This window comes from Streptomyces sp. NBC_00582 (genome assembly GCF_036345155.1).
GTDB lineage: Bacteria > Actinomycetota > Actinomycetes > Streptomycetales > Streptomycetaceae > Streptomyces.
Genome location: NZ_CP107772.1, coordinates 8,222,690 through 8,249,591 on the forward strand (window position 1 = coordinate 8,222,690; position 26,902 = coordinate 8,249,591).

The 26,902-nt window shown below is 71.4% G+C and carries 26 protein-coding genes and 1 pseudogene; 15 read left to right on the top strand and 12 right to left on the bottom strand.

Annotated elements, in window-relative coordinates:
- Nucleotides 1-30: 30 nt before the first annotated feature.
- Both OG852_RS37185 and OG852_RS37190 read right to left on the bottom strand, forming a co-directional pair.
- Complete coding sequence (locus OG852_RS37185) at nt 31-1,434, bottom strand: metallopeptidase TldD-related protein (RefSeq protein ID WP_133910380.1); 1,404 nt, start codon at nt 1,432-1,434, stop codon at nt 31-33.
- Nucleotides 1,431-2,954 (bottom strand): TldD/PmbA family protein, encoded by a 1,524-nt coding sequence (locus OG852_RS37190; protein ID WP_133910381.1) that lies wholly within the window; start codon nt 2,952-2,954, stop codon nt 1,431-1,433. The genes OG852_RS37185 and OG852_RS37190 overlap by 4 nt, the downstream gene beginning before the upstream one ends.
- A gap of 243 nt (nt 2,955-3,197) precedes the next feature.
- On the opposite strand from OG852_RS37190, the gene fabG reads away from it, so the two are divergent.
- From fabG to OG852_RS37205, 3 genes are all read left to right on the top strand, one after another.
- Complete coding sequence (fabG, locus tag OG852_RS37195; RefSeq protein ID WP_133910382.1) at nt 3,198-3,917, top strand: 3-oxoacyl-[acyl-carrier-protein] reductase; 720 nt, start codon at nt 3,198-3,200, stop codon at nt 3,915-3,917.
- Nucleotides 3,918-3,922: 5 nt separating this feature from the next.
- Nucleotides 3,923-4,690: an enoyl-ACP reductase FabI gene (gene fabI / locus OG852_RS37200; protein WP_133910383.1), complete on the top strand. Its 768-nt coding sequence runs from the start codon at nt 3,923-3,925 to the stop codon at nt 4,688-4,690.
- Between the two features lie 128 nt (nt 4,691-4,818).
- Complete coding sequence (locus OG852_RS37205) at nt 4,819-5,142, top strand: hypothetical protein (RefSeq protein WP_330350218.1); 324 nt, start codon at nt 4,819-4,821, stop codon at nt 5,140-5,142.
- A 26-nt stretch (nt 5,143-5,168) separates the two neighbouring features.
- Here OG852_RS37205 and OG852_RS37210 read toward each other — a convergent pair whose 3' ends face one another.
- The gene (locus OG852_RS37210; protein WP_330350219.1) at nt 5,169-5,861 is read right to left on the bottom strand and encodes a FadR/GntR family transcriptional regulator; all 693 of its coding nucleotides are present in this window, start codon (nt 5,859-5,861) and stop codon (nt 5,169-5,171) included.
- Between the two features lie 57 nt (nt 5,862-5,918).
- Here OG852_RS37210 and OG852_RS37215 point away from each other — a divergent pair, with 57 nt between their 5' ends.
- From OG852_RS37215 to OG852_RS37230, 4 genes are all read left to right on the top strand, one after another.
- Entirely contained in the window at nt 5,919-7,574 is a 1,656-nt protein-coding gene (locus tag OG852_RS37215) for an MFS transporter (protein ID WP_330350220.1), read from the top strand.
- Nucleotides 7,575-7,638: 64 nt separating this feature from the next.
- Nucleotides 7,639-7,752: an SGM_5486 family transporter-associated protein gene (locus OG852_RS37220; RefSeq protein ID WP_330350221.1), complete on the top strand. Its 114-nt coding sequence runs from the start codon at nt 7,639-7,641 to the stop codon at nt 7,750-7,752.
- 151 nt (nt 7,753-7,903) lie between these two features.
- A complete protein-coding gene (locus OG852_RS37225; protein ID WP_133910387.1) occupies nt 7,904-8,116 on the top strand; it encodes a hypothetical protein in 213 nt (70 codons plus the stop codon).
- A 100-nt stretch (nt 8,117-8,216) separates the two neighbouring features.
- A complete protein-coding gene (locus OG852_RS37230) occupies nt 8,217-8,735 on the top strand; it encodes a SixA phosphatase family protein (protein WP_133910388.1) in 519 nt (172 codons plus the stop codon).
- Nucleotides 8,736-8,812: 77 nt separating this feature from the next.
- Here OG852_RS37230 and serB read toward each other — a convergent pair whose 3' ends face one another.
- Nucleotides 8,813-10,036, bottom strand: coding sequence for a phosphoserine phosphatase SerB (gene serB, locus OG852_RS37235; RefSeq protein WP_133910389.1), 1,224 nt, complete (start codon nt 10,034-10,036; stop codon nt 8,813-8,815).
- A gap of 244 nt (nt 10,037-10,280) precedes the next feature.
- On the bottom strand, nt 10,281-12,269 hold the full coding sequence (locus OG852_RS37240) for a streptophobe family protein (RefSeq protein ID WP_330350222.1): 1,989 nt from the start codon (nt 12,267-12,269) through the stop codon (nt 10,281-10,283).
- Nucleotides 12,270-12,502: 233 nt separating this feature from the next.
- Between OG852_RS37240 and OG852_RS37245 the strand changes: the two genes are divergently transcribed.
- Nucleotides 12,503-15,043 (top strand): ABC transporter ATP-binding protein/permease, encoded by a 2,541-nt coding sequence (locus OG852_RS37245; RefSeq protein WP_330350223.1) that lies wholly within the window; start codon nt 12,503-12,505, stop codon nt 15,041-15,043.
- 67 nt (nt 15,044-15,110) lie between these two features.
- Here the strand turns inward: OG852_RS37245 and OG852_RS37250 are convergent, their stop codons facing one another.
- From OG852_RS37250 to OG852_RS37260, 3 genes are all read right to left on the bottom strand, one after another.
- A complete protein-coding gene (locus tag OG852_RS37250; RefSeq protein ID WP_330350224.1) occupies nt 15,111-15,857 on the bottom strand; it encodes a transglycosylase SLT domain-containing protein in 747 nt (248 codons plus the stop codon).
- Between the two features lie 299 nt (nt 15,858-16,156).
- Nucleotides 16,157-17,272, bottom strand: a complete 1,116-nt coding sequence (locus OG852_RS37255; protein WP_330350225.1) for an S-adenosylmethionine:tRNA ribosyltransferase-isomerase — start codon at nt 17,270-17,272, stop codon at nt 16,157-16,159.
- On the bottom strand, nt 17,269-17,967 hold the full coding sequence (locus tag OG852_RS37260) for an SDR family NAD(P)-dependent oxidoreductase (RefSeq protein ID WP_133910394.1): 699 nt from the start codon (nt 17,965-17,967) through the stop codon (nt 17,269-17,271). The genes OG852_RS37255 and OG852_RS37260 overlap by 4 nt, the downstream gene beginning before the upstream one ends.
- A gap of 237 nt (nt 17,968-18,204) precedes the next feature.
- Here OG852_RS37260 and OG852_RS37265 point away from each other — a divergent pair, with 237 nt between their 5' ends.
- From OG852_RS37265 to OG852_RS37275, 3 genes and pseudogenes are all read left to right on the top strand, one after another.
- Nucleotides 18,205-19,350, top strand: a complete 1,146-nt coding sequence (locus tag OG852_RS37265) for a GAF domain-containing sensor histidine kinase (protein WP_330350226.1) — start codon at nt 18,205-18,207, stop codon at nt 19,348-19,350.
- The gene (locus OG852_RS37270; RefSeq protein WP_133910396.1) at nt 19,343-19,987 is read left to right on the top strand and encodes a response regulator; all 645 of its coding nucleotides are present in this window, start codon (nt 19,343-19,345) and stop codon (nt 19,985-19,987) included. Before OG852_RS37265 ends, OG852_RS37270 begins: the two co-directional genes overlap by 8 nt.
- 106 nt (nt 19,988-20,093) lie before the next feature.
- Nucleotides 20,094-20,264, top strand: a pseudogene (locus tag OG852_RS37275) (chaplin); the annotation flags it as partial.
- Nucleotides 20,265-20,308: 44 nt separating this feature from the next.
- Here OG852_RS37275 and OG852_RS37280 read toward each other — a convergent pair.
- Nucleotides 20,309-21,097: a hypothetical protein gene (locus OG852_RS37280; RefSeq protein ID WP_330350227.1), complete on the bottom strand. Its 789-nt coding sequence runs from the start codon at nt 21,095-21,097 to the stop codon at nt 20,309-20,311.
- Between the two features lie 153 nt (nt 21,098-21,250).
- On the opposite strand from OG852_RS37280, the gene OG852_RS37285 reads away from it, so the two are divergent.
- The 3 genes from OG852_RS37285 (at nt 21,251) to OG852_RS37295 (ending at nt 23,645) form a co-directional block, all read left to right on the top strand.
- Nucleotides 21,251-22,048 carry an ABC transporter ATP-binding protein gene (locus OG852_RS37285; RefSeq protein WP_133910398.1) on the top strand — a complete coding sequence of 266 codons (798 nt, stop codon included), beginning with the start codon at nt 21,251-21,253 and terminating at the stop codon, nt 22,046-22,048.
- A 61-nt stretch (nt 22,049-22,109) separates the two neighbouring features.
- The gene (locus OG852_RS37290) at nt 22,110-22,544 is read left to right on the top strand and encodes an NfeD family protein (protein ID WP_133910399.1); all 435 of its coding nucleotides are present in this window, start codon (nt 22,110-22,112) and stop codon (nt 22,542-22,544) included.
- Between the two features lie 150 nt (nt 22,545-22,694).
- Nucleotides 22,695-23,645, top strand: coding sequence for an SPFH domain-containing protein (locus OG852_RS37295; protein WP_133910400.1), 951 nt, complete (start codon nt 22,695-22,697; stop codon nt 23,643-23,645).
- Nucleotides 23,646-23,766: 121 nt separating this feature from the next.
- Here OG852_RS37295 and OG852_RS37300 read toward each other — a convergent pair whose 3' ends face one another.
- The 3 genes from OG852_RS37300 to OG852_RS37310 all read right to left on the bottom strand — a co-directional run bounded on the left by OG852_RS37300 (nt 23,767) and on the right by OG852_RS37310 (nt 25,807).
- On the bottom strand, nt 23,767-24,273 hold the full coding sequence (locus OG852_RS37300) for an HNH endonuclease (protein ID WP_133910401.1): 507 nt from the start codon (nt 24,271-24,273) through the stop codon (nt 23,767-23,769).
- 165 nt (nt 24,274-24,438) lie between these two features.
- Nucleotides 24,439-24,978 (bottom strand): YbhB/YbcL family Raf kinase inhibitor-like protein, encoded by a 540-nt coding sequence (locus OG852_RS37305; protein ID WP_330350228.1) that lies wholly within the window; start codon nt 24,976-24,978, stop codon nt 24,439-24,441.
- 46 nt (nt 24,979-25,024) lie between these two features.
- Nucleotides 25,025-25,807, bottom strand: a complete 783-nt coding sequence (locus OG852_RS37310) for a sporulation protein (protein WP_133910403.1) — start codon at nt 25,805-25,807, stop codon at nt 25,025-25,027.
- Between the two features lie 150 nt (nt 25,808-25,957).
- Between OG852_RS37310 and OG852_RS37315 the strand changes: the two genes are divergently transcribed.
- Complete coding sequence (locus OG852_RS37315; RefSeq protein ID WP_330350229.1) at nt 25,958-26,608, top strand: DNA-3-methyladenine glycosylase; 651 nt, start codon at nt 25,958-25,960, stop codon at nt 26,606-26,608.
- Nucleotides 26,609-26,902: the final 294 nt, after the last annotated feature.

Sequence of the window (26,902 nt, forward strand, 5' to 3'; positions counted from 1 at the left end):
CCTTGAGGTGGGCTCGTGGTCAGTACGAGGTTATACGCCCTGACTGACAGAGCTCATATTGAAGTCCGGCACCCGCAGCGCGGGCATCGCAGCCCTAGTGAACCAGTCGCTCCACTCCCGGGGCAGCGTCTTTTCGGTGCGCCCGGCCTCCACGGCCCGGCCCAGCAGGTCGACCGGCGACTCGTTGAACCGGAAGTTGTTCACCTCGCCCACCACCTCGCCGTCCTCGACGAGGTACACACCGTCCCGGGTCAGCCCGGTCAGCAGCAGGGTCGCCGGGTCGACCTCGCGGATGTACCACAGGCAGGTCAGCAGCAGCCCGCGCGTGGTGCTCGCCACCATCTCCTCCAGGGAGCGGTCCGCGCCGCCGTCGAGGATCAGGTTGTCGATGGCCGGCGCGACCGGCAGCCCGGTCAGGGCGGCGCTGTGCCGGCTGGTGATCAGGTTCTTCAGCCGGCCCTCGCCGACCCACTCGGTGGCGGCCAGCGGCAGCCCGTTGTCGAACACCGACGAGTCGCCGCCGGAGGAGTGGGCGAGCACGAAGGGCGCCGACTCCAGACCCGGCTCGTGGGGGTCGCTGCGCAGGGTCAGCGGCAGCTCGGTCAGCCGCTCGCCGAGGCGGGTGCCGCCGCCGGGCTGGGAGAACACCGTCCGGCCCTCGGCCGCGTCCCGGCCCGACGCCGACCACATCTGGTAGATCAGCAGATCCGCGACGGCGGTCGGCGGAAGCAGCGTCTCGTACCGCCCGGCGGGCAGCGCGACCCGCCGCCGCGCCCAGCCGAGGCGTACGGCGAGCTCGGCGTCGAGCGCCGCGGGGTCGACGTCCTTGAAGTCCCGCGTGGAGCGCCCCGCCCAGGCCGAGCGCGTACGGTCCGGGGACTTGGCGTTGAGCTCCAGCGTGCCGTTCGGCTGGTCGTGCCGCAGCCGCAGCCCCGTGGAGGTGCCCACGTACGTCGACACCAGCTCGTGGTTGGCGAAGCCGTACAGCTCCCGCCCGCCCGCCCGTGCGCGGGCGAAGGACTCGCCGAGCGCGGGCGCGAAGTCGGCGAACACGGCCGACGAGGTCTCCGCCGGCGCCTCGGTGAACTCCGGGTGCTCCAGGGCCCCGGCCGCCCCGGTGACCAGGGGCTGCGCGTCCTCGGCGGGCCCCGCACCGCGCGCCGCGGCCTCGGCGGCCCGTACCAGCGGCTCCAGCTCGTCGGCGGTCACGGCGGCCCGCGAGACGACCCCGGAGGCGGTGCCCTCCTTGCCGTCGACCGTCGCGATCACGGTGAGCGTACGCGTGCGTGTGACGCCGTTCGTCGTCAGCGCGTTCCCGGCCCAGCGCAGGTTCGCCGTCGACTGCTCGTCGGCGATGACCACACACCCGTCGGCCCGCGACAGCCCGAGGGCGCGCTCGACGACCTCGTGCGGCTTGTTGGTACGGGCGCTCATCGACCGGCCTCCTGCGTGGTGTTCAGAATGTTGACGCCCTTGAACAGGGCCGACGGGCAGCCGTGCGACACGGCCGCCACCTGCCCAGGCTGGGCCTTGCCGCAGTTGAAGGCACCCCCGAGGACATAGGTCTGCGGGCCGCCCACCGCGGCCATGGACCCCCAGAAGTCGGTGGTCGTCGCCTGGTAGGCCACGTCCCGCAGCTGCCCGGTGATCCGCCCGTTCTCGATCCTGAAGAAGCGCTGGCCGGTGAACTGGAAGTTGTACCGCTGCATGTCGATGGACCACGACCGGTCGCCGACCACGTAGATCCCCCGGTCGACGCTCCCGATCAGGTCCTCGGTCGACATCCCCGCAGGGTCCGGCCGCAACGACACGTTCGCCATGCGCTGCACCGGCACATGCCCGGGGGAGTCGGCGAACGCGCACCCGTTGGAGCGGCCGAGGCCGGTCAGCCTCGCGATCCGCCGGTCGAGCTGGTAGCCGACGAGCGTGCCGTCCTTCACCAGGTCCCACGACTGGCCCTCGACGCCCTCGTCGTCGTACCCGATCGTCGCCAGGCCGTGCTCGGCGGTGCGGTCACCGGTGACGTTCATCAGGTCGGAGCCGTAGCGCAACGTGCCGAGCTGGTCGAACGTGGCGAAGGAGGTGCCGGCGTAGGCGGCCTCGTAACCGAGCGCCCGGTCCAGCTCGGTGGCGTGCCCGATGGACTCGTGGATGGTCAGCCACAGGTTGGACGGGTCGACGACCAGGTCGTACAGCCCGGGGTCCACGCTGGGCGCCCGCATCTTCTCGGCGAGCAGCTCGGGCATCCGCTCCAGCTCGTCGTCCCAGTCCCAGCCGGTCCCGGTGAGGTACTCCCAGCCCCGGCCCACGGGCGGCGCGATCGTCCGCATGGAGTCGAACTCGCCGCTGGACTCGTCGACGGACACCGCCGTCAGCGACGGGTGCAGCCGCACCCGCTGCTGGGTGGTCACCGTCCCCGCGGTATCGGCGTAGAACTTGTTCTCGTGGACGGTGAGCAGCGAGGCGTCCACATGGGTGACCCCGGCACTCGTCAGCAGCCGGTTGCTCCACTCACCCAGCAGGGCGGTCTTCTGCTCGTCGGGCACGGCGAACGGATCGATCTCGTACGACGAGATCCACGTCCGGTCGGCGTGCACCGGCTCGTCGGCCAGCTCCACCCGCTCGTCGGCCCCCGCGGCCTTGATCACCTGCGCGGACAGCTTGGCCATCGCCACGGCCTGCGAGGCCACCTTGGCGGCCGCGTCCATCGTCAGGTCCACGCCGGACGCGAACCCCCACGTCCCGCCGTGCACCACCCGCACCGCGTACCCGAGGTCGGTCGTGTCCGACGACCCGGACGGCTTGGCGTCCCGCAGCCGCCACGACGCGCTGCGCACCCGCTCGAACCGGAAGTCCGCGTGCTCGGCCCCGAGCGCACGCGCGCGTGCGAGAGCGGCGTCGGCGAGGGCGCGTAGAGGTAGGGCCGTGAAGCTTTCGTCGATGGTATGAGGCACCTACGTATCTCCCTGGTGTCGTCGCGTGTGTGCCCCCGATCATGTCGCGTCGTGCGCCTGTCGGACCACACCTTTCGGACCGCCTCCGTCAAAGTTTCTGTAGGGACCCCACAGTCAGCCCCGTGCCCCACTGTCGGTGCCCGAATGTCCTCGGACGTGGCGGGACCGATAGGTTTCGAGGGAAGCCGCCTGCCGTCCAGGTCCCGGGCAGGTGTGTCAGACCCCTATCGAAAGGGTGATCCGTTGAGCCGCTCGGTTCTCGTCACCGGAGGAAACCGGGGCATCGGCCTCGCCATCGCCCGCGCGTTCGCCGACGCCGGCGACAAGGTCGCGATCACATACCGCTCGGGCGAGCCCCCGGCGGCCCTCGTCGAAGCGGGCTGCCTGGCCGTCAAGTGCGACATCACCGACGCCGAACAGGTGGAGCAGGCCTACAAGGAGATCGAGGCCGAGCACGGTCCCGTCGAGATCCTGATCGCCAACGCCGGCATCACCAAGGACCAGCTGCTGATGCGCATGTCCGAGGAGGACTTCACGTCCGTCCTCGACACCAACCTCACCGGCACCTTCCGCGTCGTCAAGCGCGCCAACCGCGGCATGCTGCGCGCCAAGAAGGGCCGGGTCGTCCTGATCTCCTCGGTCGTCGGCCTCTACGGCGGCCCCGGGCAGGCCAACTACGCCGCCTCCAAGGCCGGCCTGGTCGGCTTCGCGCGCTCCCTCGCCCGTGAGCTGGGGTCGCGCAACATCACCTTCAACGTCGTCGCACCCGGCTTCGTGGACACCGACATGACCAAGGTGCTCACCGACGAGCAGCGCGAGAACATCGTGAAGCAGGTTCCGCTCGGCCGCTACGCGCAGCCGGAGGAGATCGCCGCGACGGTGCGGTTCCTCGCGTCGGACGACGCCTCGTACATCACTGGAGCCGTCATCCCCGTTGACGGCGGACTGGGAATGGGTCACTGATCACCATGAGCGGAATTCTCGAGGGCAAGCGCATCCTGATCACCGGTGTGCTGATGGAGTCCTCCATCGCGTTCCACGCGGCCAAGCTGGCCCAGGAGCAGGGCGCCGAGATCATCCTGACCGCGTTCCCGCGGCCCACGCTGACCGAGCGCATCGCCAGGAAGCTCCCCAAGCCCACCAAGGTCATCGAGCTCGACGTCACCAACGACGAGCACCTCGGGCGGCTGGCCGACCTCGTCGGCGAGGAACTCGGCGGTCTCGACGGCGTCGTCCACTCCATCGGCTTCGCCCCCCAGGACGCGCTCGGCGGCAACTTCCTCAACACGCCGTTCGAGTCCGTCGCCACGGCCATGCACGTCTCGGCGTACTCCCTGAAGTCGCTGACCATGGCCTGCCTGCCGCTGATGCAGAACGGCGGCTCGGTCGTCGGCCTCACCTTCGACGCGCAGTACGCCTGGCCGCAGTACGACTGGATGGGCCCGGCCAAGGCCGCCCTGGAGGCCACCAGCCGCTACGTCGCGCGTGACCTGGGCAAGCAGAACATCCGCTGCAACCTCATCTCCGCCGGCCCGCTCGCCTCCATGGCCGCCAAGTCCATCCCCGGCTTCAGTGAGCTGGCCTCGGTCTGGGACCACCGTTCCCCGCTGGAGTGGGACCTCAAGGACCCCGAGCCGGCCGGCCGCGGCATCGTCGCCCTGCTGAGCGACTGGTTCCCCAAGACCACCGGCGAGATCATCCACGTGGACGGCGGTCTGCACGCCATCGGCGCCTGACACCGTCCCCCGTTCCGTGTCACCCGTCCGGCCCATCAGGCCGGGCGGGACACGCCTGCGAACAGGCACGATGAAGTGCGCGTCCTCCCACGCGCAGCCCTCCCCAGCTCTGCCGAGGAGGTTCCCTTGTGCGACTGTTCCGTGTTCTCGCCCCAGTGACCGCCGCCGTCGCGCTCGTGTTCTGCGCGCCCCATGAGGCGCAGCCCCACGAGCATCCCGACCCCTTCGGCGCGGAGTGCCGCACCACCGTCGACGGCTCCCATGTCGTCGCCCACTGCCACAACCCCTACGCCGACACCGATCGCGTCACCCTGCACATCGAGTGCGCCCGCTGGTGGGACCTCGACACCGACGGCACCCCCGTCGACGCCGGGCCCGCCCGGACCGTACGGCTCACCGGGCGCTGCTGGAAGGAGGTCGGCAGGGCGTGGGTCACCCACGAGAAGGTGTGACCGGCCGGGGCTGACCGATCCCTCGCTCAGCCCTCGCCGGACCCGGTGATCCGGCCCGGGCGGCACGACAGGGGATAGCCGGCCGCCTCGGCCGCGGCCGTCTCCGCGTCGCCCGCGCGGACCGCGTCCATCAGCCGCGTGTGGTCCATGTACGTCTCCGGCGTCAGCTCCTCGCCGACGTCCTCGCGCAGCCAGTCCCGCAGCACCTCGCCGAGGTCGGCGTGGAGCGCGGTCATGACGTCGTTGTGGGAGGCGGCCACCACCGCCAGATGGAAGGTCGCGTCGGCCGCCACGAAGGCCTCCGCGTCCCCCGACTCCCAGGCCTCCTCGCGCCGCAGCAGCAGCGCGTCCAGCTGCTTGAGGTCCTTCTCCGTGCGCCGCTCGGCCGCGAGGCGCGCCGCCCCCGACTCAAGGGTGGACCGCAGCTCGGCGATGTGCCGGGGTTCGGCGTCCGCGAACCGCCGGTGCATCACACCCGCCAGCTCGCTGGTCGCCACGACGTACGTCCCCGAGCCCTGCCGGATGGCCAGCAGCCCGTTGTGCGCGAGGGCCCGGACGGCCTCACGGACCGTGTTGCGGGCGACGCCCAACTGCTCGACCAGCTCGGGCTCCGTGGGGATCCGCGAGCCGACCGGCCACTCGCCCGAGGTGATCTGGTGGCGCAGCGCGGCGATGACCTGCTCGGAGAGGGCCGAGCGACGGGGATGGCTCAAGGGCATGGCACACCTTCTCACAGGGCTGGACGAACATTCATCCCATGATTCTATGATGGGTGCATGGCTACCGAGCAGACCAGGACGACCTCCCCGCCCACCCGCGCGCGGACAGCCGCCGAGCCGCCGCGCCCGGCCGCGCGCGCGTGGCGGACCCGCCTGCTCATGGCCGGCATCGTGCTGGCCGCGCTGAACCTCCGGCCCGCCATCACCAGCCTCGGCGCGCTCCTGGAGGAGGTCCGCGACGGGCTCGGCATGAGCGGCGGCATGGCCGGGCTGCTCACCTCCGTGCCCCCGCTGTGCTTCGCCGTGTTCGGCGTCATGGCCCCGCGTCTGGCCCGCCGTTTCGGCCCCGGCGCGGTGGTCTGCGCGGGCATGGTGGCCATCACCGCGGGCCTGCTCATACGGCCGTACACGGGCGCTACGGCCGGGTTCCTGGCCGCCAGCGCCCTCGCCCTGATGGGCATCGCCGTCAGCAACGTCCTGATGCCGGTCATCGTCAAGCGGCACTTCCCCGACCGGGTCGGCTCCCTGACCGGCCTCTACTCGATGGCACTCGCCCTCGGTACCTCGGCCGCCGCCGCGCTCACCGTGCCCCTGACCGGGGCGCTGGGCGGCGGCTGGCGGCCCGGCCTCGCCCTGTGGGCGGCCCTGGCCGCCACGGCCGTCCTGCCCTGGCTGCCGTTCGTACGGGACGGGCGGGAGCCACCGGCGGACCGACGGGAGGCACCGGCGGAGCGGCGTCAGGCACCGGCGGAGTCGCGCCGGACACCGGCAGAGCCATGGCAGGCACCTGCGGAGTCGCGCCGGACACCGGCAGAGCCATGGCAGGCACCGGCGGAGTCGCGCCGGACGCCGGCAGAGCCATGGCAGGCACCTGCGGAGTCGCGCCGGACACCGGCAGAGCCATGGCAGGCACCGGCGGAGTCGCGCCGGACACCGGCGGAGCGGCGGCAGGCACCTGCGGAGTCGCGCCGGACATCGGCAGAGCCATGGCAGGCACTGGCAGAGCCACGGCAGGCACCGGCAGAGCCACGGCAGGCACCGGCGGAGCCCGGTAAGGCCGGCCCCGCCCCGGTCTCGCACGCGCGCGTGGAGCCGCCGGTCGTCCTGCGCGTCACCCGCAGCCGCACCGCGTGGGCGCTCGCCGTCTTCTTCGGACTCCAGGCGACCGCCGCCTACGTCACCATGGGCTGGATGGCGCAGATCTTCCGGGACGCGGGCGTGTCCGCGGGCGAGTCCGGTCTGCTGCTCGCCGTCACCATGGCGATGGGCGTCCCGCTGGCCTACGTCATCCCGCGCGTCGCCTCCTGGCTGCCGCAGCAGGGTCCGATCGCCGTCGTGCTCGGCGTCTGCGGCCTGGCCGGCTACGCCGGTCTGTATCTCGCGCCCGCCGAGGGAGCCTGGGCCTGGGCCGTGCTGCTCGGCATGGCGAACTGCGCCTTCCCGCTGGCCCTGACGATGGTCGGCATGCGCGCCAGGACCGGCACGGGCGTGGCCAAGCTGTCCGCCTTCGCCCAGAGCACCGGCTATCTGATCTCGATCCCGGGCCCGTTGCTGGTCGGCGTGCTCTACCAGCACAGCGGCGGCTGGGGACTGCCCCTCGCGCTGATGGCGGCGCTGATGCTCCCGCAGATGGCCGTGGGTGTCCTGGCGGGCCGCGCCCGCACGGTCGAGGACGAGACGGCTGGCCGCCGGCCCCGGTCGTCGACGCGCTGACCCCGGCGGTCCACGCGCCGACCCCGGCGGCCGAAAGGCGGACGGAGGGTGCGAGACTGGGCGCATGGTGCTCGACCCGAACCCCCAGAACGGCCAGAAGAAGATGCTGCTCGTCTTCGGCTCGTTCCTCGCCATCTTCGTGATTATCGCCGTCATCGCCACGATCGCCGCACCCTGAGGGTGGGGTTAACCCCCCTGTCCCCTAGGGGGTGAGGGTCAGGGTCAAGTGGGTGGATCACCGGATGGGCCGGGGCCCGCCGGTTCCGTAGTTTCGAGATGTGGCCGCGCGACGCGGACCACGGACCGCTCGAAGACGACCGGAGGCATCCATGTCGGCCCCTGTGCTCACCCGGCCCCGCCCGACCGCCGCCCAGGCCCGGGTCACCCGGCTGCCCTGGTGGGCCCTCGCCCTGCCGACGCTCGCCTTCATCACACTGCTCGTGCTGATATTGAACCCCTCCGACGCCCAGGCGGCCACCGGCGACCCGGCGATCACCCACCTCGTCGAGCGCGTGCAGCGACTGCTCGCGCGCCAGCCGTGACGAGCACGCCCCGGACGCACTCCGCACACCCGGCCCGAGCGAAGAAGTCCCATGTCAACTCCCTGCGCCCCATGGCCTGTTTCATGCGAAGCTGGGACGCATGAGCGTCGCAGAACCCCGCAGGATCGTCCTCTTCCGGCATGCGAAAGCCGACTGGCCACAGGTGAACGACCATGACCGCCCGCTCGCCGAGCGGGGCCGGAAGGACGCCGCCGTCGCCGGACGCAAACTCGCCGACAGCGGCATCCCCCTCGACCTGGCGCTGTGCTCCACGGCGGTCCGGACCAGGGAGACCTGGAAGCTCGCCGTCCACGAGCTGCCGCACCGGCCGAAAACGGTCTACGAGGAGCGGATCTACGAGGCCTCCCCGGGCGAGCTGATCGCCCTGCTCAACGAAACCCCGGACGATGTGCACGACGTCATCGTGATCGGCCACAACCCGGGCGTCCACGCCCTCACCGACATCCTGACCGACTCGGCCGACAGCGAGGCCCGCGAGCGGATGGTCCGCCGCGGCTTCCCGGCCTCCGCCTTCGCCGTCCTCACCTTCGAGGGCTCCTGGAAGGCCCTGGAGCCGGCCGTGGCCACCCTGACCGACTACTGGGCCCCGGACGAGTAACCCTCCGGCGTCACCTCCGGCATGCGCGAGGGCCCGGCACCGTCACGGCACCGGGCCCCTGCTCGTCGTAGAAGGCGCTACTCGGTGTGGGTCTCCGCCGCCTCGACCTCTTCGCGGGTGATGCCCAGCAGATACAGGACGGTGTCGAGGAACGGCACGTTCACCGCCGTGTGCGCGGCCTCCCGCACCACCGGCTTGGCGTTGAAGGCCACCCCGAGACCGGCCGCGTTCAGCATGTCCAGGTCATTGGCGCCGTCACCGATCGCCACGGTCTGCGACAGCGGGACACCCGCCTCCGCGGCGAACCGGCGCAGCAGCCGCGCCTTGCCCGCCCGGTCCACGATCTCGCCGGTCACCCGGCCGGTCAGTCGGCCGTCGACGATCTCCAGCGTGTTGGCCTGGGCGAAGTCCAGCCCCAGCCGCTCCCTCAGATCGTCGGTGACCTGGGTGAACCCGCCGGAGACGACCCCCACCTGGTAGCCGAGCCGCTTCAGCGTACGGATCAGCGTGCGCGCGCCCGGCGTCAGCCGGACCTCCGCGCGCACCTTGTCCACCACCGAGGCGTCCAGGCCTTCCAGCAGCGCCACCCGCGCGTGCAGCGACTGTTCGAAGTCCAGCTCACCGCGCATCGCGGCCGCCGTCACCTCGGCGACCTTGTCCTCGCAGCCGGCGTGCGCGGCGAAGAGCTCGATCACCTCGTCCTGGATCAGGGTGGAGTCGACGTCCATGACGACGAGCCGCTGGGCGCGCCGGGACAGTCCCGCGTCCACGACGGCGACGTCCACCCCGAGCGCCCGCGCGTCCGTGACCAGCGCGGTGCGCAGCGGCTCGGTCCCCACCCCGGAGACGGCGAACTCGACGGCCGTGACGGGGTACTTGGCGAGCCGGAAGATACGGTCGATGTTGCCACCGGCATTGGTGATCTTGGCGGCGACCTTGGCCGTGGCCTCCGCGGTCAGGGGGTGGCCCAGGACGGTCACCAGGGAGCGACCGAGGCCACGCGGACGGTTGTCGCCGAGACCCGAGATGATCTCTGCCTGCATCTTGATCGACTCGGCCCAGTTGTGGACCGTGCGTCGGAGGTCCCCCTCCAGTGACCGCGGCGGCGCGGTCACGAGCGCGCACAGCACCATCCGGCCACGGGTGACCACCTGCTCGATGTCGACCACGTCGACGGAGTAGGCCGCGAGGGTGTCGAAAAGACCGGCCGTGATGCCCGGCCTGTCCTTGCCGAAGATCTTGACAAGGAGCGTGGGGACATCAGAGGAGGACGAGGTCGGCGAAGTCTGCGAAGCTCTCATGATGTATCCCACCGTATCCGGCACCCAGTGCCTTTCGCCGCAGAGGTCCGTCTAGCGGACACGGAACACTGGGCGAACCGGTGATGTCGATTTTATGAAGTCCCTTCACGGTCGCGCGAGCCGGTCGCCAGGCCCCTCGCCGGACCCCTCACCGGGCCCCTCGCCGGACCCCTCACCGGGCCCCTCGCCGGACCCCTCACCGGGCCCCTCGCCGGACCCCTCACCGGGCCCCTCTCCGAGCCGGTCACCGGGGCCGCTCGGGCCGTTTCGGCGGCAGCGGGGGAGGGGGTGGCGGAGGTGGCGGCGGCCCGTCGTCCCCGACGGAGCCCCCCGGGCGCCGTGAAGCGGGCCCGACCGGCCCCATCGGCCCCACGGGCCCCATCGGCCCCACGACGGTCGGCGCACCGTAGACGTTCCCCGGCCCTGCGCTCCCCTGCCCCGAGGGAGCGCCGCCGGGCCGGGCGCTCCCGCGAGGCCCGCCCCGTCCGCCCGCCCCGCGCCCCTCCCCGGAGGAGGGCTCACCCGCGCCCCGTCCCTCCCCGGCCGAGGACTCACCCGCACCCCGCCCCCTTCCGGACCGGGACTCACCCGGCCGGGCGCCCCGGTACCGCCGCCCCGGTCCGGTCGGGGCGCCGGGCTCCTCCCCGGGACGCGCGTCCTGTGGCTCCCGCAGTTCGTCCGGCACCCGGAGATAGGGATTGGTGGCCGGGTCGGGCGCCCGGTACGACGCACGGGGGGCGTACGGCCCCGCCTCGGACCCCGCGGGCCGCGCGTCCCCGCCCTTGCCCGCCTGTCCCCGCCGCCCGGCTCCCGCCGTCACGTCACCCAGTGCCAACGGCGCCGCCCGTCGCCCGGCCGCCCCGGTGGCCCGGGCGAGCAGCGCACCGGCGGCCCCCGCTCCGGCCCCCCACACGGCACCGAGCAGCAGCGCCATGCCGAGCCGCCCGCGCAGTTCGAGCCCGGCCCCGAACGCGTCGAACCCCAGCACCGACAGCGAGGCGTCCACGGACAGCCCCGTCAGCAGCCCCAGGAAGGGCAGCGCCAGCGCGGTCACCACCCCCAGCCGCAGCGCGCAGGCCCCCGCGAAACCCAGGACCCCCGCCCCCGCCCGGACCGGCGTCCGCACCGCCACCAGGACCCCCGCGAACAGCATCATCACCGCCACGGCCACCGCCAGCAGCCACACCCGGCCCTCCAGATCGGCGAGGCGGCCCAGGGTGACGGGCTGGTCGGTGCCGACGGACAGGAGTGTGTCGAGGGGGTCCGGCAGGACGTTCGTGAGGGCGCCCGTGGCGCGGCCGTCCCACGGGACGAACAGACCGATCGAGACACCCAGCCACACCCCGTTGGGCGCGCCGAGCAGCGCCGCTCCCGCGATCCGCCGCGGATGGTCGTCGCCGACCGCCGCGTAGGCCGCCGCCGCGAACCCGGCCGCCACGGCCACCAGCAGCACGGTGACGACTGCGGACACCGCGGGCCGCACCACCCGGTGCACCGCCTCCCACCCGCGCGGCAACGGGGTCCGGCGCGAGGCCAGCAGGGCGATCAGCAGGATCCCCGCCGACCATACGAGCCCGCCCAGCAGCGTGGGCGCCGTGTCGACGGTGAAGCCGACCGCGGCCTTCGCGTCGACCAGATCCCCGATCCGGTCGGGCAGCAGCCCCCCGAGGTCACCGAGCCCGGGGATCTCCAGCCCGCCGCCACCGCCACCGCCGCCCCCGCCCGTGCCGGGCAGGTCGTCCATCCCCAGCGCGCCGCCGTCGAGCGTGATGACGTCGTGCCCCGCCCAGGCCAGCCCGCCCAGCATCGCCACGAACAGCGCGACCACCGCGCCCACCCGCGCGAGGAGTTCGGCCGGCGCGACCACGACCCCGGCCGCCCGCAGGGACCGTAGGAAGAACCACGACAGCAGCAGCGCCCCGACCAGGCTCACACCCAGTGGCGTGATCTCGATGGCGGTGTGTGCTTCGGCCCCCGTCAGGCCGAAGGCCGACACATCGCCCGACGGTGTGACCGAGCCGCCCGCGCCCAGAGCCACCACGGCCGCCGTCATCGGGCCCAACGAGCCCATCGTGTCCGCCCCGAGCAGGTGCAGGCCCAGCGCCGCCGTCCCCGCCATCCCGATCAACGCCCAGCTCACGGCGGCGATCGCGGCGAGCGCCACGTCCAACCACGGCACGCCAGCGCCGTACCCCGCGCGCCCGTTGCTCTCGATCCCAGTGCCGGCACTCATGCAGACCCCCCGATCCGCGGCGCGGTTCGGCGAAGATCGCCGTATCCGTCCCCCTCGCGTGCGTTTACCACTCTCCGGGGCGATTTCAACCCCGTCAACGGGCACGGCCGATGTGCTGGTGCAAGCTCGTGACGAGGCCCGACTTTCGGTCAGGGGGCCGCTACTGAAATAGTTCCCGACGATGTTCGACATCCCTAGACTCCCTGTGACGGGGGTAACTCGGGGGACTACTCATGGGGTATGGAGTGCCGGAACTCGTACTGGAATTGAACGGACGTACCTGGACGCTCGATCCGTCCAGGCCATACACCCTCGGACGTGATCCGCAGGGGGACATCGTGTTCGAGGACGCCAGGGTCTCCTGGCGTCACGCCACGGTCAGCTTCAACGGCCGCAGTTGGGTCATCGAGGACCACGGCAGCACGAACGGCACGTTCTCGCAGGGGCAGCGGATCGGCCAGTTGGAGATCGGCCCCGGTTCGGCGCTGCACCTGGGCAACGCCAACGACGGTCCGCGCGTGACCCTGTCGGGAGCGCGGGCGCCGGTCGCGCAGCCCCAGCAGCAGCCCTACGCCGCCCAGGCCGCGAACCCCGGCTGGGCCGCCCCGCAGGCGCCCCAGCCGCAGGCCGCGCAGGCCGGCTGGCAGCCGCCGCAGCAGGCGACGCCGCAGGTCCCGCAGCAGCCCGGGCCCAGCGAGCCGTACGCGCAGCAGGTGTCCGGTGGAGGCGCGGGGGCGCCGCCGGCGTACGGAGACCGCAGCCCCACCACGTTCCACCAGTTCTCCATCGGCCGCGTCATGCGCATCGGCCGTGCCCTGGAGAACGAGCTGGTCGTCTCCGACCTCCAGGTCTCGCGCAACCACGCCGAGTTCCGCTCCATGCCCGACGGCAGCATGGAGATCCGCGACCTCGGCTCGCACAACGGCACCTACGTCAACGGTCAGCCGATCCCCAAGGGCGGCACCCAGCTCCTGGGCCCGGCGGACGTCGTCGGCGTCGGCCACTCGACGTTCCGGATCGTCGGCGACCGGCTCGAGGAGTTCGTCGACACCGGTGAGGTCTCCTTCTCCGCGCGCCACCTCACCGTCACGGTCGACGGCGGCAAGCAGATCCTCAAGGACGTCTCCTTCGGCGTCCCGGAGAAGTCCCTGATCGCGGTCATCGGACCGTCCGGTTCCGGCAAGTCGACGCTGCTCAAGGCGCTGACCGGCTACCGCCCGGCCAACCAGGGCGACGTCCTCTACGACAACCGGAACCTGTACAAGCAGTTCGCCGAGCTGCGCCAGCGCATCGGTCTCGTCCCGCAGGACGACATCCTGCACAAGGAACTGACCGTCAAGAAGGCCCTCAAGTACGCGGCCAAGCTCCGCTTCCCCGCCGACACCACGGCCGCCGAGCGCGAGGCCCGGATCGACGAGGTGCTGCGCGAGCTGAAGCTGGACATCCACAAGGAGAAGAAGGTCACCTCCCTCTCCGGCGGCCAGCGCAAGCGTGTCTCGGTGGCCCTGGAGCTGCTCACCAAGCCGTCGCTGATCTTCCTGGACGAGCCCACCTCGGGCCTCGACCCGGGCATGGACCGCGATGTCATGCAGCTGCTGCGCGGCCTCGCCGACGACGGCCGCACGGTCCTCGTGGTCACCCACTCGGTGGCCGAGCTGGCGATCTGCGACAAGCTGCTGGTGATGGCGCCGGGCGGTGCGGTCGCCTACTTCGGCCCGCCCGAGGAGGCGCTGAACTTCTTCGGCTACGACACCTGGGCCGATGTCTTCTCCGCCTTCGAGAACTACCGCGACTACGACTGGGCGGGCCGCTGGAAGGGCTCGCAGCACTACCAGATGTACGCCGCTGACATCGACGCCGTGGCGCCGCAGTCCGTACAGATGCCGCCCATGCAGGCCATGAGGCCGCCGAAGCCGCAGGGCTGGATGTCGCAGTTCATGACGCTGGTGCGCCGCTACACGTCGGTGATCGCGTCGGACAAGGGCTTCCTCGCCCTGTCGGTGATCCTGCCGGTCGTCCTCGGCTCGGTGAGTCTGCTCATCGACTCCGGCAACAGCCTGCTGCCCAACCCGGTCAACCCCAAGAGCGGCCGGATCATCCCCAACGGCACCGCCACCACCGTCCTGCTGATCCTCGCGGTCGGCGCCTGCTTCGCGGGCGCGGCGAACTCCGTCCGTGAGCTGATCAAGGAACGGGTCATCTACGAGCGTGAGCGCGCCACCGGTCTGTCGCGCTCGGCGTACCTGATGTCCAAGGTGTTCGTGCTCGGCCTGGTCACCGTGTTCCAGGGACTGCTCGTCGGTGTCATCGGCTTCTCCAGCCGGGAGATCCCGGAAGAGGGCCTGATCCTCACCAACGCGCCGCTGGTGGAGCTGTGCCTGCCGATCATGGCGCTGGGCTTCACCTCGATGATGTTCGGCCTGATCATCTCCTCGCTGGTGAAGACGGCCGAGAAGACCATGCCGCTGCTGGTCATGTTCGCGATCATCCAGGTGGTCTTCACCGGCTGCCTCTTCGCCCTGAACGGCTCGATCGGCGTCAACGAGTTCTCGTATCTGATGCCCTCGCGCTGGGCCGTCGGCGCGGCCGGCGCCACGCTGGACTTCAACAAGATCAGCCCGCCCAAGGACGGCGGCGACACCGACCCGCTGTGGGAGCACACGGTCGGCGCCTGGAGCCTCGACATGATCGCGCTGATCGTTCTCGGTGTGATCTGCGGCTTCTTCGTGGCCCGCTTCCTGCGCCGGCACGAGCCCGAGGTCATGCGCAAGTAGCACTCGCCGTACGACGCCGAAGGGCGGCACCCCGGGTGGGGTGCCGCCCTTCGGCGCGTGGGGACGGTCAGTACGCGCTGTTGACGTTGTCCATGGAGCCGTACTTGTCGGCCGCGTAGTTGCACGCGGCGGTGATGTTGGCGACCGGGTCGTAGATGTTCCAGGACGTGCCGGCGACGTGGTACGCCTTGAAGGTCGGCGGGATGACCTGCAGCAGGCCCTTCGACGGGATGCCGTTGATGGCGTTGATGTCCCAGTCGTTGATGGCGTTCGGGTTGCCCGAGGACTCACGCATGACGTTGCGCTTGATGCCGTCGTAGGAGCCCGGGATGCCGTGCTTCTTCATGATGTCGAGCGACTCGCGGATCCAGCCGTCGAGGTTGTTGGCGTAGCTCTTGGCGGCGACCTGCTTCACCACGACGCGGTGCGTGGAGCGGCTCGCGGCCTGCTTGGCCTGGTGCGCGGCGGCGGCCTTCTCGGCGGCGGCCCTGCGGGCGGCCTCGGCGGCGGCCTTCTTCTTCGCGGCGACGGCCTTGCGCACGGCCTCGGCGGCGGCCTTCTTCTTGGCGGCGGCCTCGGCGGCGGCCTTCTTCTTCGCCTCAATGGCCTCGACCTTGACGTTCGAGCCGGCGAGCTGGTCGGTCACCGTGCCCTTCACGTCCCGCACCGGCTGGGTGCTGTACGCGACACGGGCCGAGGACACGGCGTCCGTCGTGGTCGTGTGTGCGTCGGCCGGCACCACGGAGAAGGCGAGGGCGGCCGCACCGAGGGTGGTGGCACCGGCGATCGCGATCTTGTGAGTGTTCTTGGGCATGGCGAATGACCTCTTCGAAATAGCGCGGAGGTCGCTCGTCCGACGTTGGACACGGTGCTCTTGGCACGAACGAACGCCGGGGCGAAAACCCGCGGCGCTGAGCGACGAGAGCAATTCTTAGCGGCCGCAAAATGGCCAGGCAAAGGTGTGACCTACGATCCCGGGTAGTGGATCAGGGAAGGGCAAAACGGGACAGACTGGAACGTCTGCCCCGTTCGTGCGGGACCCATTTATCTCCTATTGGCCTTCGTACGTGATGTGCGCCCTATGCGAGGCCTCACATCGTCCGCCCCCCGTTCTCACGGGCAGTTGCCGGAGCAATTCTCTACGTGAGGACCGTCCCCCGGGAGGAGGAGATGGACGTCCCCGAACTCGTGCCACAGATAGCGCCCCCGCAGCGCCGCCTCGTACCCCCGGTCGATCGCCGCCCGCCCCGCCACCGCCTCCAGCATCAGCAGATGCGAGGCCTCCGGCTCGTGCAGCCCGGTCAGCAACCCGTCCACCACCCGCACCCCACGCCCGGGCGTCACCACGAGGTCCGTCCACCCCTCACGCGCGCGTACGACCCCGTCCGCCCCCGCCGCCGACTCCACCGCCCGCACGGCCGTCGTCCCCACCGCGATCACCCGCCCGTCCCCGGCCCGCACGGCGTTGATCAGCCGAGCCGACGCCTCCGGCACCGCGAACCGCTCCGGATACGGCGGCTCGTGCACCTCCGCCGAGGCCACCCCGGTGTGCAGCACGACCGGCGCGAACTGCACCCCCCGGCTCACCAGCTCCGCCACCAGCCCCGCCGTGAACGGCCGCGCCGCACTCGGCATCTCCGCGCTCCCCGCCCCGTCGGCCGACGGCAGCGCGAACACCGTCTGATACACGGACAACGGCTGGTCCCGCTCCGTATAGGAGTACCGAATGGGCCGCCCGTACCCCCGCAGCAGAGCCGGCAGCCCCGCCGCGCCCGCCGCCCCACCGGCCACCCGCGCCCACCACAGCCGCCCGCTCCCCGGAATCAACGGCTCCTCCAGCGTCAGCCGCCCACCCCCGGGCAGCCGCACCTCCGCCCCCGCCGGCCCTCCCGCATGCGCGCGCGTGGTCCCCTTCCCATCCGGATCCCGCAGCTCGACCGCCCACCGCCCCTCGCCCCCGTGCGCGGCGTCCCCCCGCGTCGAGAAGTGCACCACCACCCGCGCGCGCCCGATCCGCCCGGTCACGGCCGCCGCCAGCGTCGGCGAGGTGTTCACCACCAACAGGTCCCCGGCCCGCAGCAGACACGGCAGCTCCCGGAACACGTGATGCGCCGGCTCCGTCCCCCGCGACACCAGCAGCCGTACGTCGTCCCGCTCCCGCCCCGGCCCGCGCTGCTCGGCCGGCACCCGCGCCGACAACTCCTCCGGCACCCGCACCGCCAGCGTCATCGCCGACCCTCCAGCAGCGCCGGAGCCCCGTACCGCCCGCTCGCCGGACGCTCGTCCAGCAGCCGCAGGAAGGCCGGCACCACACCCCCCGGCTCCGGACGCGGATCGTCGTCGTCCGGTACGGCCGCCGCGTACAGGTCCGTCGCCATGTCCCCCGGGTCCACCGCCCACACCCGCAGCCCCGGCTCCTCCTCGCCGAGCACCGCCGCCACCTGGTCCAGGGCCGCCTTGGACGCCCCGTAGCCGCCCCAGGTCTCGTACGCCTCGGCCGCCGCGTCCGAGCTGACCGTGATCACCGCTCCGGCCCGCGCCGCCCGCAGCAGCGGCAACGCCTCCTGGACCAGCCCCAGCGCCGCCACCACGTTCACCTCCAGCGCCCGCCGCAGCCCCTCCAGCGGCAGCACGTCCAGGCGCACCAGCGGCTCCGCGCCCAGCGCGCTCGCGTTGCTCACCACCAGGTCGCACCCGCCCAGCCCCCGGGCGGCCGCGACCAGCGCCGACCGGTGCGCGGGATCCGCGACGTCCCCCGCCACCGCCCGCACACCCGTCCCGTGCCCCGACACCCAGGCCGCCGTCTCCTTCAGCACCCCCTCGTTCCTGGCGTCCAGCACCAGATCCCAGCCCCGCGCGGCCAGCGCCTCGGCCAGCGCCCGCCCCAGCCCCTTCGAGGCCCCCGTGATGATCGCTACCGGCATGACAACCGTCCCCTCGTCAGCCGCCTCCTCGGCGGTGACCCCAACCTAGGAACCGGCCGCCCGCCCCCGCCTCGGACGCGGGACCGGGTCCGCCGGGGCCCTTCGGCGTAGGCCCGCACACCCCCTCCCCGCGCCCTACGCCGCCGTACCGACGACCTCCGGCCTAGGACCCCCGCCCTACCCCGGGCCGTCACAGGTCGGATCCGGGCTGTCACACCCCGCCGGTACCGTGAAGACATGAGTCACGGTCCCCGGTCCGGCCTCGCCGCGGTGAGCTCCGCGCTGCTGGCCATGAGCAGGCATCTCGAGGTGCGCGACGTCCTCAAGACGATCGTCGCCAGCGCCCGCGAGCTGCTCGACGCCCAGTACGCAGCCCTGGGCGTCCCGGACGACCACGGAGGCTTCGCCCAGTTCGTCGTCGACGGCGTCACCGACGAGCAGTGGAAGGCCATCGGCCCCCTGCCCCGCCAGCACGGCATCCTCGCCTCGATGCTCCGCGAGGCCCGCCCCGAGCGCCTCGCCGACGTGCGCGAGGACCCCCGCTTCGAGGGCTGGCCCTCCGCCCACCCCGACATGTCCGACTTCCTGGGCCTGCCCGTCCGCGACGGCGACGAGGTCATCGGTGCCCTCTTCCTCGCCAACAAGAACTGCCCGAAGCCCACGGGCGGCTGCGGCTTCACCCAGGAGGACGAGGAACTCCTCGCCATCCTCGCCCAGCACGCCGCCATCGCCCTCACCAACGCCCGCCTCTACGAACGCAGCCGCGAACTGACCATCGCGGAGGAACGCTCCCGGCTCGCCCACGAACTGCACGACGCGGTCGCCCAGAAACTGTTCTCCCTGCGCCTGACCGCCCAGGCCGCCGCCGCTCTCGTCGACCGCGACCCCTCCCGCGCCAAGGGCGAACTCCACCAGGTCGCCACCCTCGCCGCCGAGGCCGCCGACGAACTGCGCGCGGCCGTCGTCGAACTGCGCCCCGCCGGCCTCGACGAGGACGGCCTCGTCGCCACCCTGCGCACCCAGGTCCAGGTCCTGGACCGCGCCCACACCGCGCGCGTGACCTTCACCAGCCACGGCGTGCGCGCCCTGCCCGCCGCCCAGGAGGAGGCCCTGCTGCGCGTCGCCCAGGAGGCCCTGCACAACGCCCTGCGCCACTCCGGCGCCGAGCACGTCGACGTGACCCTCCACAAACGCGGCGCCGACACGGTCCTGCGCGTCACGGACGACGGCACCGGCTTCGACCCCACGGCGATCCGCAGAGCCGGCCGCCACCTCGGCCTGGTCTCCATGCGGGACCGGGCCGGCGGGATCGGCGGCGCCCTGACGGTGGAATCGGCGCCCGGCAAGGGCACCACGATCGAGATGGAGGCCCCCGGTGGCTGACGCAATCAAGGTGCTGCTCGTCGACGACCACCAGGTCGTCCGCCGCGGACTGCGCACCTTCCTGGAGGTCCAGGACGACATCGAGGTCGTCGGCGAGGCCGCCGACGGCGCGGAAGGAGTCCAGCGCGCCGAGGAACTGCAGCCCGACGTCGTCCTGATGGACGTCAAGATGCCCGGCATGGACGGCGTGGAGGCCCTGCGCCGCCTGCGCGAACTCGACAACCCCGCGCGCGTGCTCATCGTCACCAGCTTCACCGAACAGCGCACGGTGGTCCCGGCCCTGCGCGCCGGAGCCGCCGGATACGTCTACAAGGACGTGGACCCCGACGCCCTCGCCGGTGCCATCCGCTCGGTCCACGCCGGTCACATCCTGCTCCAGCCCGAGGTCGCAGGCGCCCTGCTCTCCCAGGAGGAGACCAACTCGGGGCACGGCAGAGGCGGTTCCCTCACCGAACGCGAGCGCGAGGTGCTCGGCCTGATAGCGGACGGCCGCTCCAACCGCGAGATCGCCCGCGCCCTGGTCCTCTCCGAGAAGACGGTCAAGACCCACGTCTCGAACATCCTGATGAAACTCGACCTCGCCGACCGCACCCAGGCCGCGCTGTGGGCCGTACGCCATGGAGCGGCCGGCCCCTGATCGTCACTCCACAGCCCGGTCGAGCAACTGATCCGAACGGGCTGTTCCCGGCCCGCCGCCCACACCGTTCCCGGTCACTCCCCGTTGATCAGCGCACGACCCGCGGTCGCCGGGCGTCGCCTCGGGCAACACCCTCCAGATCCCGGTCCACATCCCGGTCAACGTCGTCGGCAACACCCTGAACGGTCTCGCCGCCCTGAACCCGGCCTTCGGCAACACGGGCGTCAACCACTGCCCAGCGCAGCCGCTGCGAGGCCCCTCACCGCACGGCGAGTGAGGGGCCTCGCCATGCGACCCCCGAGCGGCCCACGGCAACCCCGCTCACCGCACCCCGCGCTCCAGCTCCTCGACGTAGGAGTTGTACGCCGCGACCTGCGCCCGCCGCCCCGTCCGCTCCACCGGCCGAAGCGCTTCCGCCCGCGCCGCCATCTCGGAGGAACTCACCGCGCCCCCATGCCCGCGATCCACCGCCAGAGACACCAGCAGCCCCACCCGCTGCGCCAGCTCCAGCACCCGCACCGCCCGTCCCGGATACCCCGGCGCCAGCACCTCCCGCCCCCGCTCGGCCCGCGCCCGGTACGCGTCGATCGCCGCCTCCGCCACCGGCCCCGACCCCGCCACGTCCAGCTTCGACAACACCGCCGTCGCCTCCCGCAACGCCTCCGCCAGCTCCCGCTCGGCCTCACCCAGCGACGGCACATCGGCCGGCGGAGCCTCCCGCACCGGCAGACAGTGCCACACCACCTCGACATGCACGTCACCCGCGGGCCCGGCCTCGTACACCTCCGGTACGAGACCCAGCGCGACCCCGTGACAGATCACCGCTTCCTCCGCCTCCAGCGCCCGCGCGTTGAACTCCGGCGGCCCGCTCAGCCCCAGCGGATGCCCCGGCGCCGGCAGCGCCACCCGCAGCCCCCGCACTCCCAGCGCCCGCAGCCGGCCCAGCGCCAGCGTCAGCCCGACGGGCGCCGACTCGCCGGGCAGCCCCTCCACCCGGTGCACGGCGTCCTCCCCGACGACCGCGAGGACGGCGTCGTCCGGAGAGACAAATCCGGCCAACAGGGCATTTCCCCAAGCGGCAAGGCGACCAGAGCGCGGTTCCATGAGCATGCCCCCACCCTAAGGACCGGACCGATGGAACGGGGTGCCCGACCGGTGGCGTAGATTTTCCCGAGGGGCCGCGCCCACCCGCGCGCGGCGGTCCAGCCACAGGCACCCGCGACAACCGAGACCGGCCACACTGCAAGGGGAGACAACGCGCTCATGAGCGATGTTCTGGAGCTTCAGGACGTATCGGTGGTCCGCGAGGGCAGGGCACTGGTCGACCAGGTCTCGTGGTCGGTCAAGGAGGGCGAGCGCTGGGTCATCCTCGGCCCCAACGGAGCCGGCAAGACCACCCTCCTCAACATCGCCTCCACCTACCTCTTCCCCAGCTCGGGCACCGTCTCCGTGCTCGACGAGACCCTCGGCGCCCCCGGCACCGACGTCTTCGAACTGCGCCCCCGCATCGGCGTGGCCGGCATCGCCCTCGCGGACAAGCTCCCCAAGCGCCAGACCGTCCTGCAGACCGTCCTCACCGCCGCCTACGGCATGACGGCCGCCTGGCAGGAGGAGTACGAGGCCGTCGACGAGCAGCGCGCCCGCGCCTTCCTCGACCGCCTCGGCATGAGCGACTACCTCGACCGGAAGTTCGGCACCCTCTCCGAGGGCGAGCGCAAGCGCACCCTCATCGCCCGCGCCCTGATGACCGACCCCGAACTCCTCCTCCTCGACGAGCCCGCCGCCGGACTCGACCTCGGCGGCCGCGAGGACCTCGTACGCCGCCTCGGCCGCCTCGCCCGCGACCCGATCGCCCCCTCCATGATCATGGTCACCCACCATGTCGAGGAGATCGCCCCCGGCTTCACCCACGTCCTCATGATCCGTCAGGGCAAGGTCCTCGCCGCGGGCCCGGTCGAACTCGAACTGACCTCCCGCAACCTCTCCCTCTGCTTCGGCCTCCCGCTCGTCGTCGAACAGGTCGGCGACCGCTGGACCGCCCAGGGCCTGCCGCTGTCCTGACCCCGCCCCTGACCCCCGTGCGCCCTGTCCGCAACGGTACGCACGGCCCTACCATGACCCTGTGAACGACATCGAGGCGTGGGTCTGGTGGCTCGTCGGCGCGGCGGCGCTCGGAATCCCGCTCGTGGTCACCGCGATGCCGGAGTTCGGCATGCTCGCCGTGGGAGCGGTGGCCGCCGCGATAGGCGCCGGCCTCGGCCTCGGCGCGGTCGCCCAGGTCCTCGTGTTCATCGTCGTCTCGGTCGCCCTCATCGCCGTGGTCCGCCCCATCGCGGCCCGGCACAGCGCACAGCGCCCCCAACTCGCCACCGGAGTGGACGCGTTGAAGGGCAAGCAGGCCGTCGTGCTGGAGCGCGTCGACGGTTCGGGCAACGGCCGGATCAAGCTCGCCGGAGAGATCTGGTCGGCCCGCTCCCTCGACACGGACCGCGCGTACGAAGTCGGTGAGCACGTCGACGTCGTGGACATCGAGGGGGCCACGGCGATCGTCATCTGACCTTGCACAACTCCCGCACGACGCAAGTGAGGCGAAGGCCTCCCGAGGTACGCGACGGTCTGTCAGACTCGACCAGCAAGATCTTCACAACCGTAGGATCTTCCGAAAGCGCTCGAGGCGGAGAAGCGGAGAAGGGGACGGGGACGCACGATGGAACCGGTCATCATCGTCTTGATCATTCTGGTGGTGTTGGTCTTCATCGCCCTGATCAAGACCATCCAGGTCATCCCACAGGCGAGCGCCGCCATCGTCGAGCGCTTCGGCCGCTACACACGCACCCTGAACGCGGGCCTCAACATCGTGGTCCCGTTCATCGACACCATCCGCAACCGCATCGACCTGCGTGAACAGGTCGTCCCGTTCCCGCCGCAGCCGGTGATCACCCAGGACAACCTGGTCGTCAACATCGACACGGTCATCTACTACCAGGTCACCGACGCCCGCGCCGCGACCTACGAGGTCGCCAGCTACATCCAGGCGATCGAACAGCTCACCGTCACCACGCTCCGCAACATCATCGGCGGCATGGACCTGGAGCGCACCCTGACCTCCCGCGAGGAGATCAACGCGGCCCTGCGTGGGGTCCTCGACGAGGCCACCGGCAAGTGGGGCATCCGCGTCAACCGCGTGGAACTGAAGGCGATCGAGCCCCCGACCTCCATCCAGGACTCGATGGAGAAGCAGATGCGCGCCGACCGTGACAAGCGCGCCGCGATCCTCACCGCCGAAGGTACGCGCCAGGCCGCGATCCTGACCGCGGAGGGCGAGAAGCAGTCCCAGATCCTGCGCGCCGAGGGTGAGGCGAAGGCCGCCGCCCTGCGCGCCGAGGGCGAGGCCCAGGCCGTCCGCACGGTCTTCGAGGCCATCCACGCCGGCGACCCGGACCAGAAGCTCCTCAGCTACCAGTACCTCCAGATGCTGCCGAAGATCGCCGAGGGCGACGCCAACAAGCTCTGGATCGTCCCCAGCGAGATCGGCGACGCCCTCAAGGGCCTCTCCGGCGCCATGGGCAACTTCGGTGCGATGGGCGGCGGTTCCGGCTCCAACGGCAACACGGAGAAGAAGATCCCGGAACGCCGAGAGAAGCCGTCGATCGACTGAGGACGGCCCCTCACAGCAAAGTTCCCCGCACCCCACCTGCTTCCAAGGGGCGCGGGGAACTGCGCGACGAGCCACAACGAACCCGCGGCCGCCGAGGGACAGCAACCCCCACGGCGAACCGCTAAGCCGCGTCCAGAGCCAGCCACTCCGGCAGCGAGGCCAAGTCGTCCTGCCCCAGAGCCAGCAGCATCGCGTCCTGCGGAGTCGGCTCGAACGGCTCCCGCAGCAACGGCATCCCCGCCTGCTCCGGAGTCCGGTCCGCCTTGCGGTGGTTGTCCTCCGAGCAGGACGCCACCGTGTTCAGCCAGGTGTCCTGGCCGCCCTGCGCGCGAGGCACCACGTGGTCCACGGTCGTCGCCCGCCTGCCGCAGTACGCGCACCGATGCCGGTCCCTGACCAGCACCCCCCTCCGCGACCACGGCGCTTGTCTTCGGAACGGCACCCGTACGTACCTGCACAGTCTGATCACCCGAGGCGCCGGTATGTCCACATCGGCGCCCCGCATACGCAGTTCGGGGTGGGCCTGCTCGACGACGGCCTTGTCCTGGAGCACCAGGACGACAGCTCGGTTCAACGTCACCGTAGACAGCGGCTCGAAGCTCGCGTTCAGGACCAGCGTGTCACGCATCCAGCCCACCTCCCCATTGCATCTGCCCGCCCTCCGGCGAGCTCGGATCAACTCTGGACGGGCACGCCGAGATGGACAACGCAATAAAAAATGCCCGCCTCTGATCACTTCCAAGACCAGAGGCGGGCAAACGTTCAATGAACGATGAGCTGACTGTCGCTTCGGTTATCCCCCGGCGGGGTTCTCGTACTCACCGACGAGCTGAGCACGGGCGATCGCGTGGAACCGCAGGTTGAAACCGACCACGGCGGGCGAGGCGTCGGCATCCGGACCGAGCTTCTCCTGGTCCACCGCGTACACCGTGAAGACGTACCGGTGCGGCCCGTCCCCGGGCGGCGGCGCGGCCCCGCCGAAGTCCTTGCTGCCGTAGTCGTTGCGCGCCTGTACGGCACCCTCCGGCAGCCCTTCGAACGCGCCGCTGCCCGCCCCCGCCGGCAGCTCGGTCACCGAGGCCGGGATGTCGAACAGGACCCAGTGCCAGAACCCGCTGCCCGTGGGAGCGTCCGGGTCGTAGCAGGTCACGGCGAAACTCTTGGTCTCCGCCGGGAAACCCTCCCACCGCAGCTGCGGCGAGGTGTTCCCCTCCGCGTAGACCTGCGCGCCCTTGAGCGTCGCCCCCTCCTCGACGTCCTCGCTCGTCACCGTGAACGACGGCACGGGCGGGTGGAAGTCATGGGGGAGCGGCCGCCGCTTGAGCTCGGTCACCTCGGTACCTCCTGAACGATCCTGAATGGACTCGGTGATTCCGAGCCTAGAACCAGTTGCGCTTGCTGCCGACCTCGGACAGCCACTGGTTGAGGTACGCCGCCCAGTCGGTCGTGTGGAAGTCGTTCAGCCCCACCTGGAAGGACCGGAAGGTGTCACTGCCCTCACTGAACAGGCCGGGCTTCTTGTCCATCTCCAGGACGACGTCCATCGCGTGCTCGTCGGCGACGAAGCTCAGCTCGACCTGGTTGAGCCCCCGGTACTGCGACGGCGGGAAGAACTCGATCTCCTGGTAGAACGGCAGCTTCTGCCGCGTACCCCGGATGTGCCCCCGCTCCATGTCCGCGTTCTTGAAGCGGAAGCCCAGCTGGAGGAACGCGTCCAGGATCGCCTTCTGCGCCGGCAGCGGGTGCACGTTGATGGGGTCGAGGTCACCGGAGTCCACCGCGCGGGCGATCGCCAGCTCGGTCGTGACACCGATGTGCATCCCGCGCAGCGCCTGCCCGTCGATCATCGTGACGGGGGTCTCCCAGGGGATCTCCAGCCCGAACGGCACCGCGTGCACCGCACCCGCCTGGAGCTCGAAGGCACCGCCGAGCTGCAGCTTGGTGAACTCGATGTCCTGCTTGTACTCCTGGTCGCCGCTCTCGACCTCGACCTTGGCCTGCAGCCCGACGGACAGCCCCTCGATGTTCTGGTTGACGGAACCGCCCTGGATCCGCACCTCGCCCTGGACGACACCGCCCGGGACGACGTTGACCTCCGTCAGCACCGTCTCGACCGAAGCCCCGCCGGCCCCCAGACTCGCGAGCAGCTTCTTGAACGCCATGACTCTCCCTCTACGACTACTTCTGACGGGATCCCTTGATCCCTACAAACGCGATCCGGCCGTGACCGGTTCCGCGTCCCACACCCTGGCAAGCCGAGTGCCCGCTGACCACCCCGGCGCACCCACCGTTCTCCACTACGCTCGGAGGGCATGATCGCGACCCCCGACCGTACGCCCCTGTCCAGGGCCTTCTTCGACCGCCCTGTCCTGGAGGTCGCCCCGGACCTCCTCGGCCGCCTCCTCGTCCGTACGACCCCCGACGGTCCGATCACTCTCCGCCTCACGGAGGTCGAGGCCTACGACGGCCAGAACGACCCCGGCTCCCACGCCTACCGGGGTCGCACGCCCCGCAACGAGGTGATGTTCGGTCCCCCCGGACATGTGTACGTCTACTTCACCTACGGCATGTGGCACTGCATGAACCTCGTCTGCGGCCCCGACGGCAGGGCGAGCGCGGTCCTGCTCCGCGCCGGCGAGGTGATCGAAGGCGCCGAGCTGGCGCGTAAACGTCGACTCTCGGCCCGGCATGACAAGGAACTGGCCAAAGGCCCCGCCCGTCTGGCCACAGCCCTGGACGTCGACCGAGCCCTCGACGGCACGGACGCGTGCGCCGCCGACGACACCCCGCTGACCGTGCTGACCGGTACCCCCGTCCCCTCCGACCAGGTACGCAACGGCCCGCGCACCGGGGTCGCCGGCGAGGGGGGCGACGGTGACGTCCACCCCTGGCGTTACTGGGTGGCGGACGACCCGACGGTGAGCCCGTACCGGGCCCATGTACCCAGGCGCCGCCGAAGTTGACTCGCCTTTGGCGGGGGCGTAACGTAGCCCGAGCCGCTTGAACCGGGTACGGCATTCGCCAGCAGCCAAGCGGCCAACCCACTACCTACGACATCCCTCAGCGGGAGCGATTTCGGCATGTCCGCATGCCCGAATTCGAACTTGCGGGACTCGATTATGAGTTGCCCAGGGAATCGGCTAACGTAGTGAATGTCGAAAGGCCGACGGGCGAAAGCCGGAAGCCCGAAGACAATCCCGCCGACAGGGAATCGGACACCGAAAAGGTCTGATAGAGTCGGAAACACCGAAGGGAAG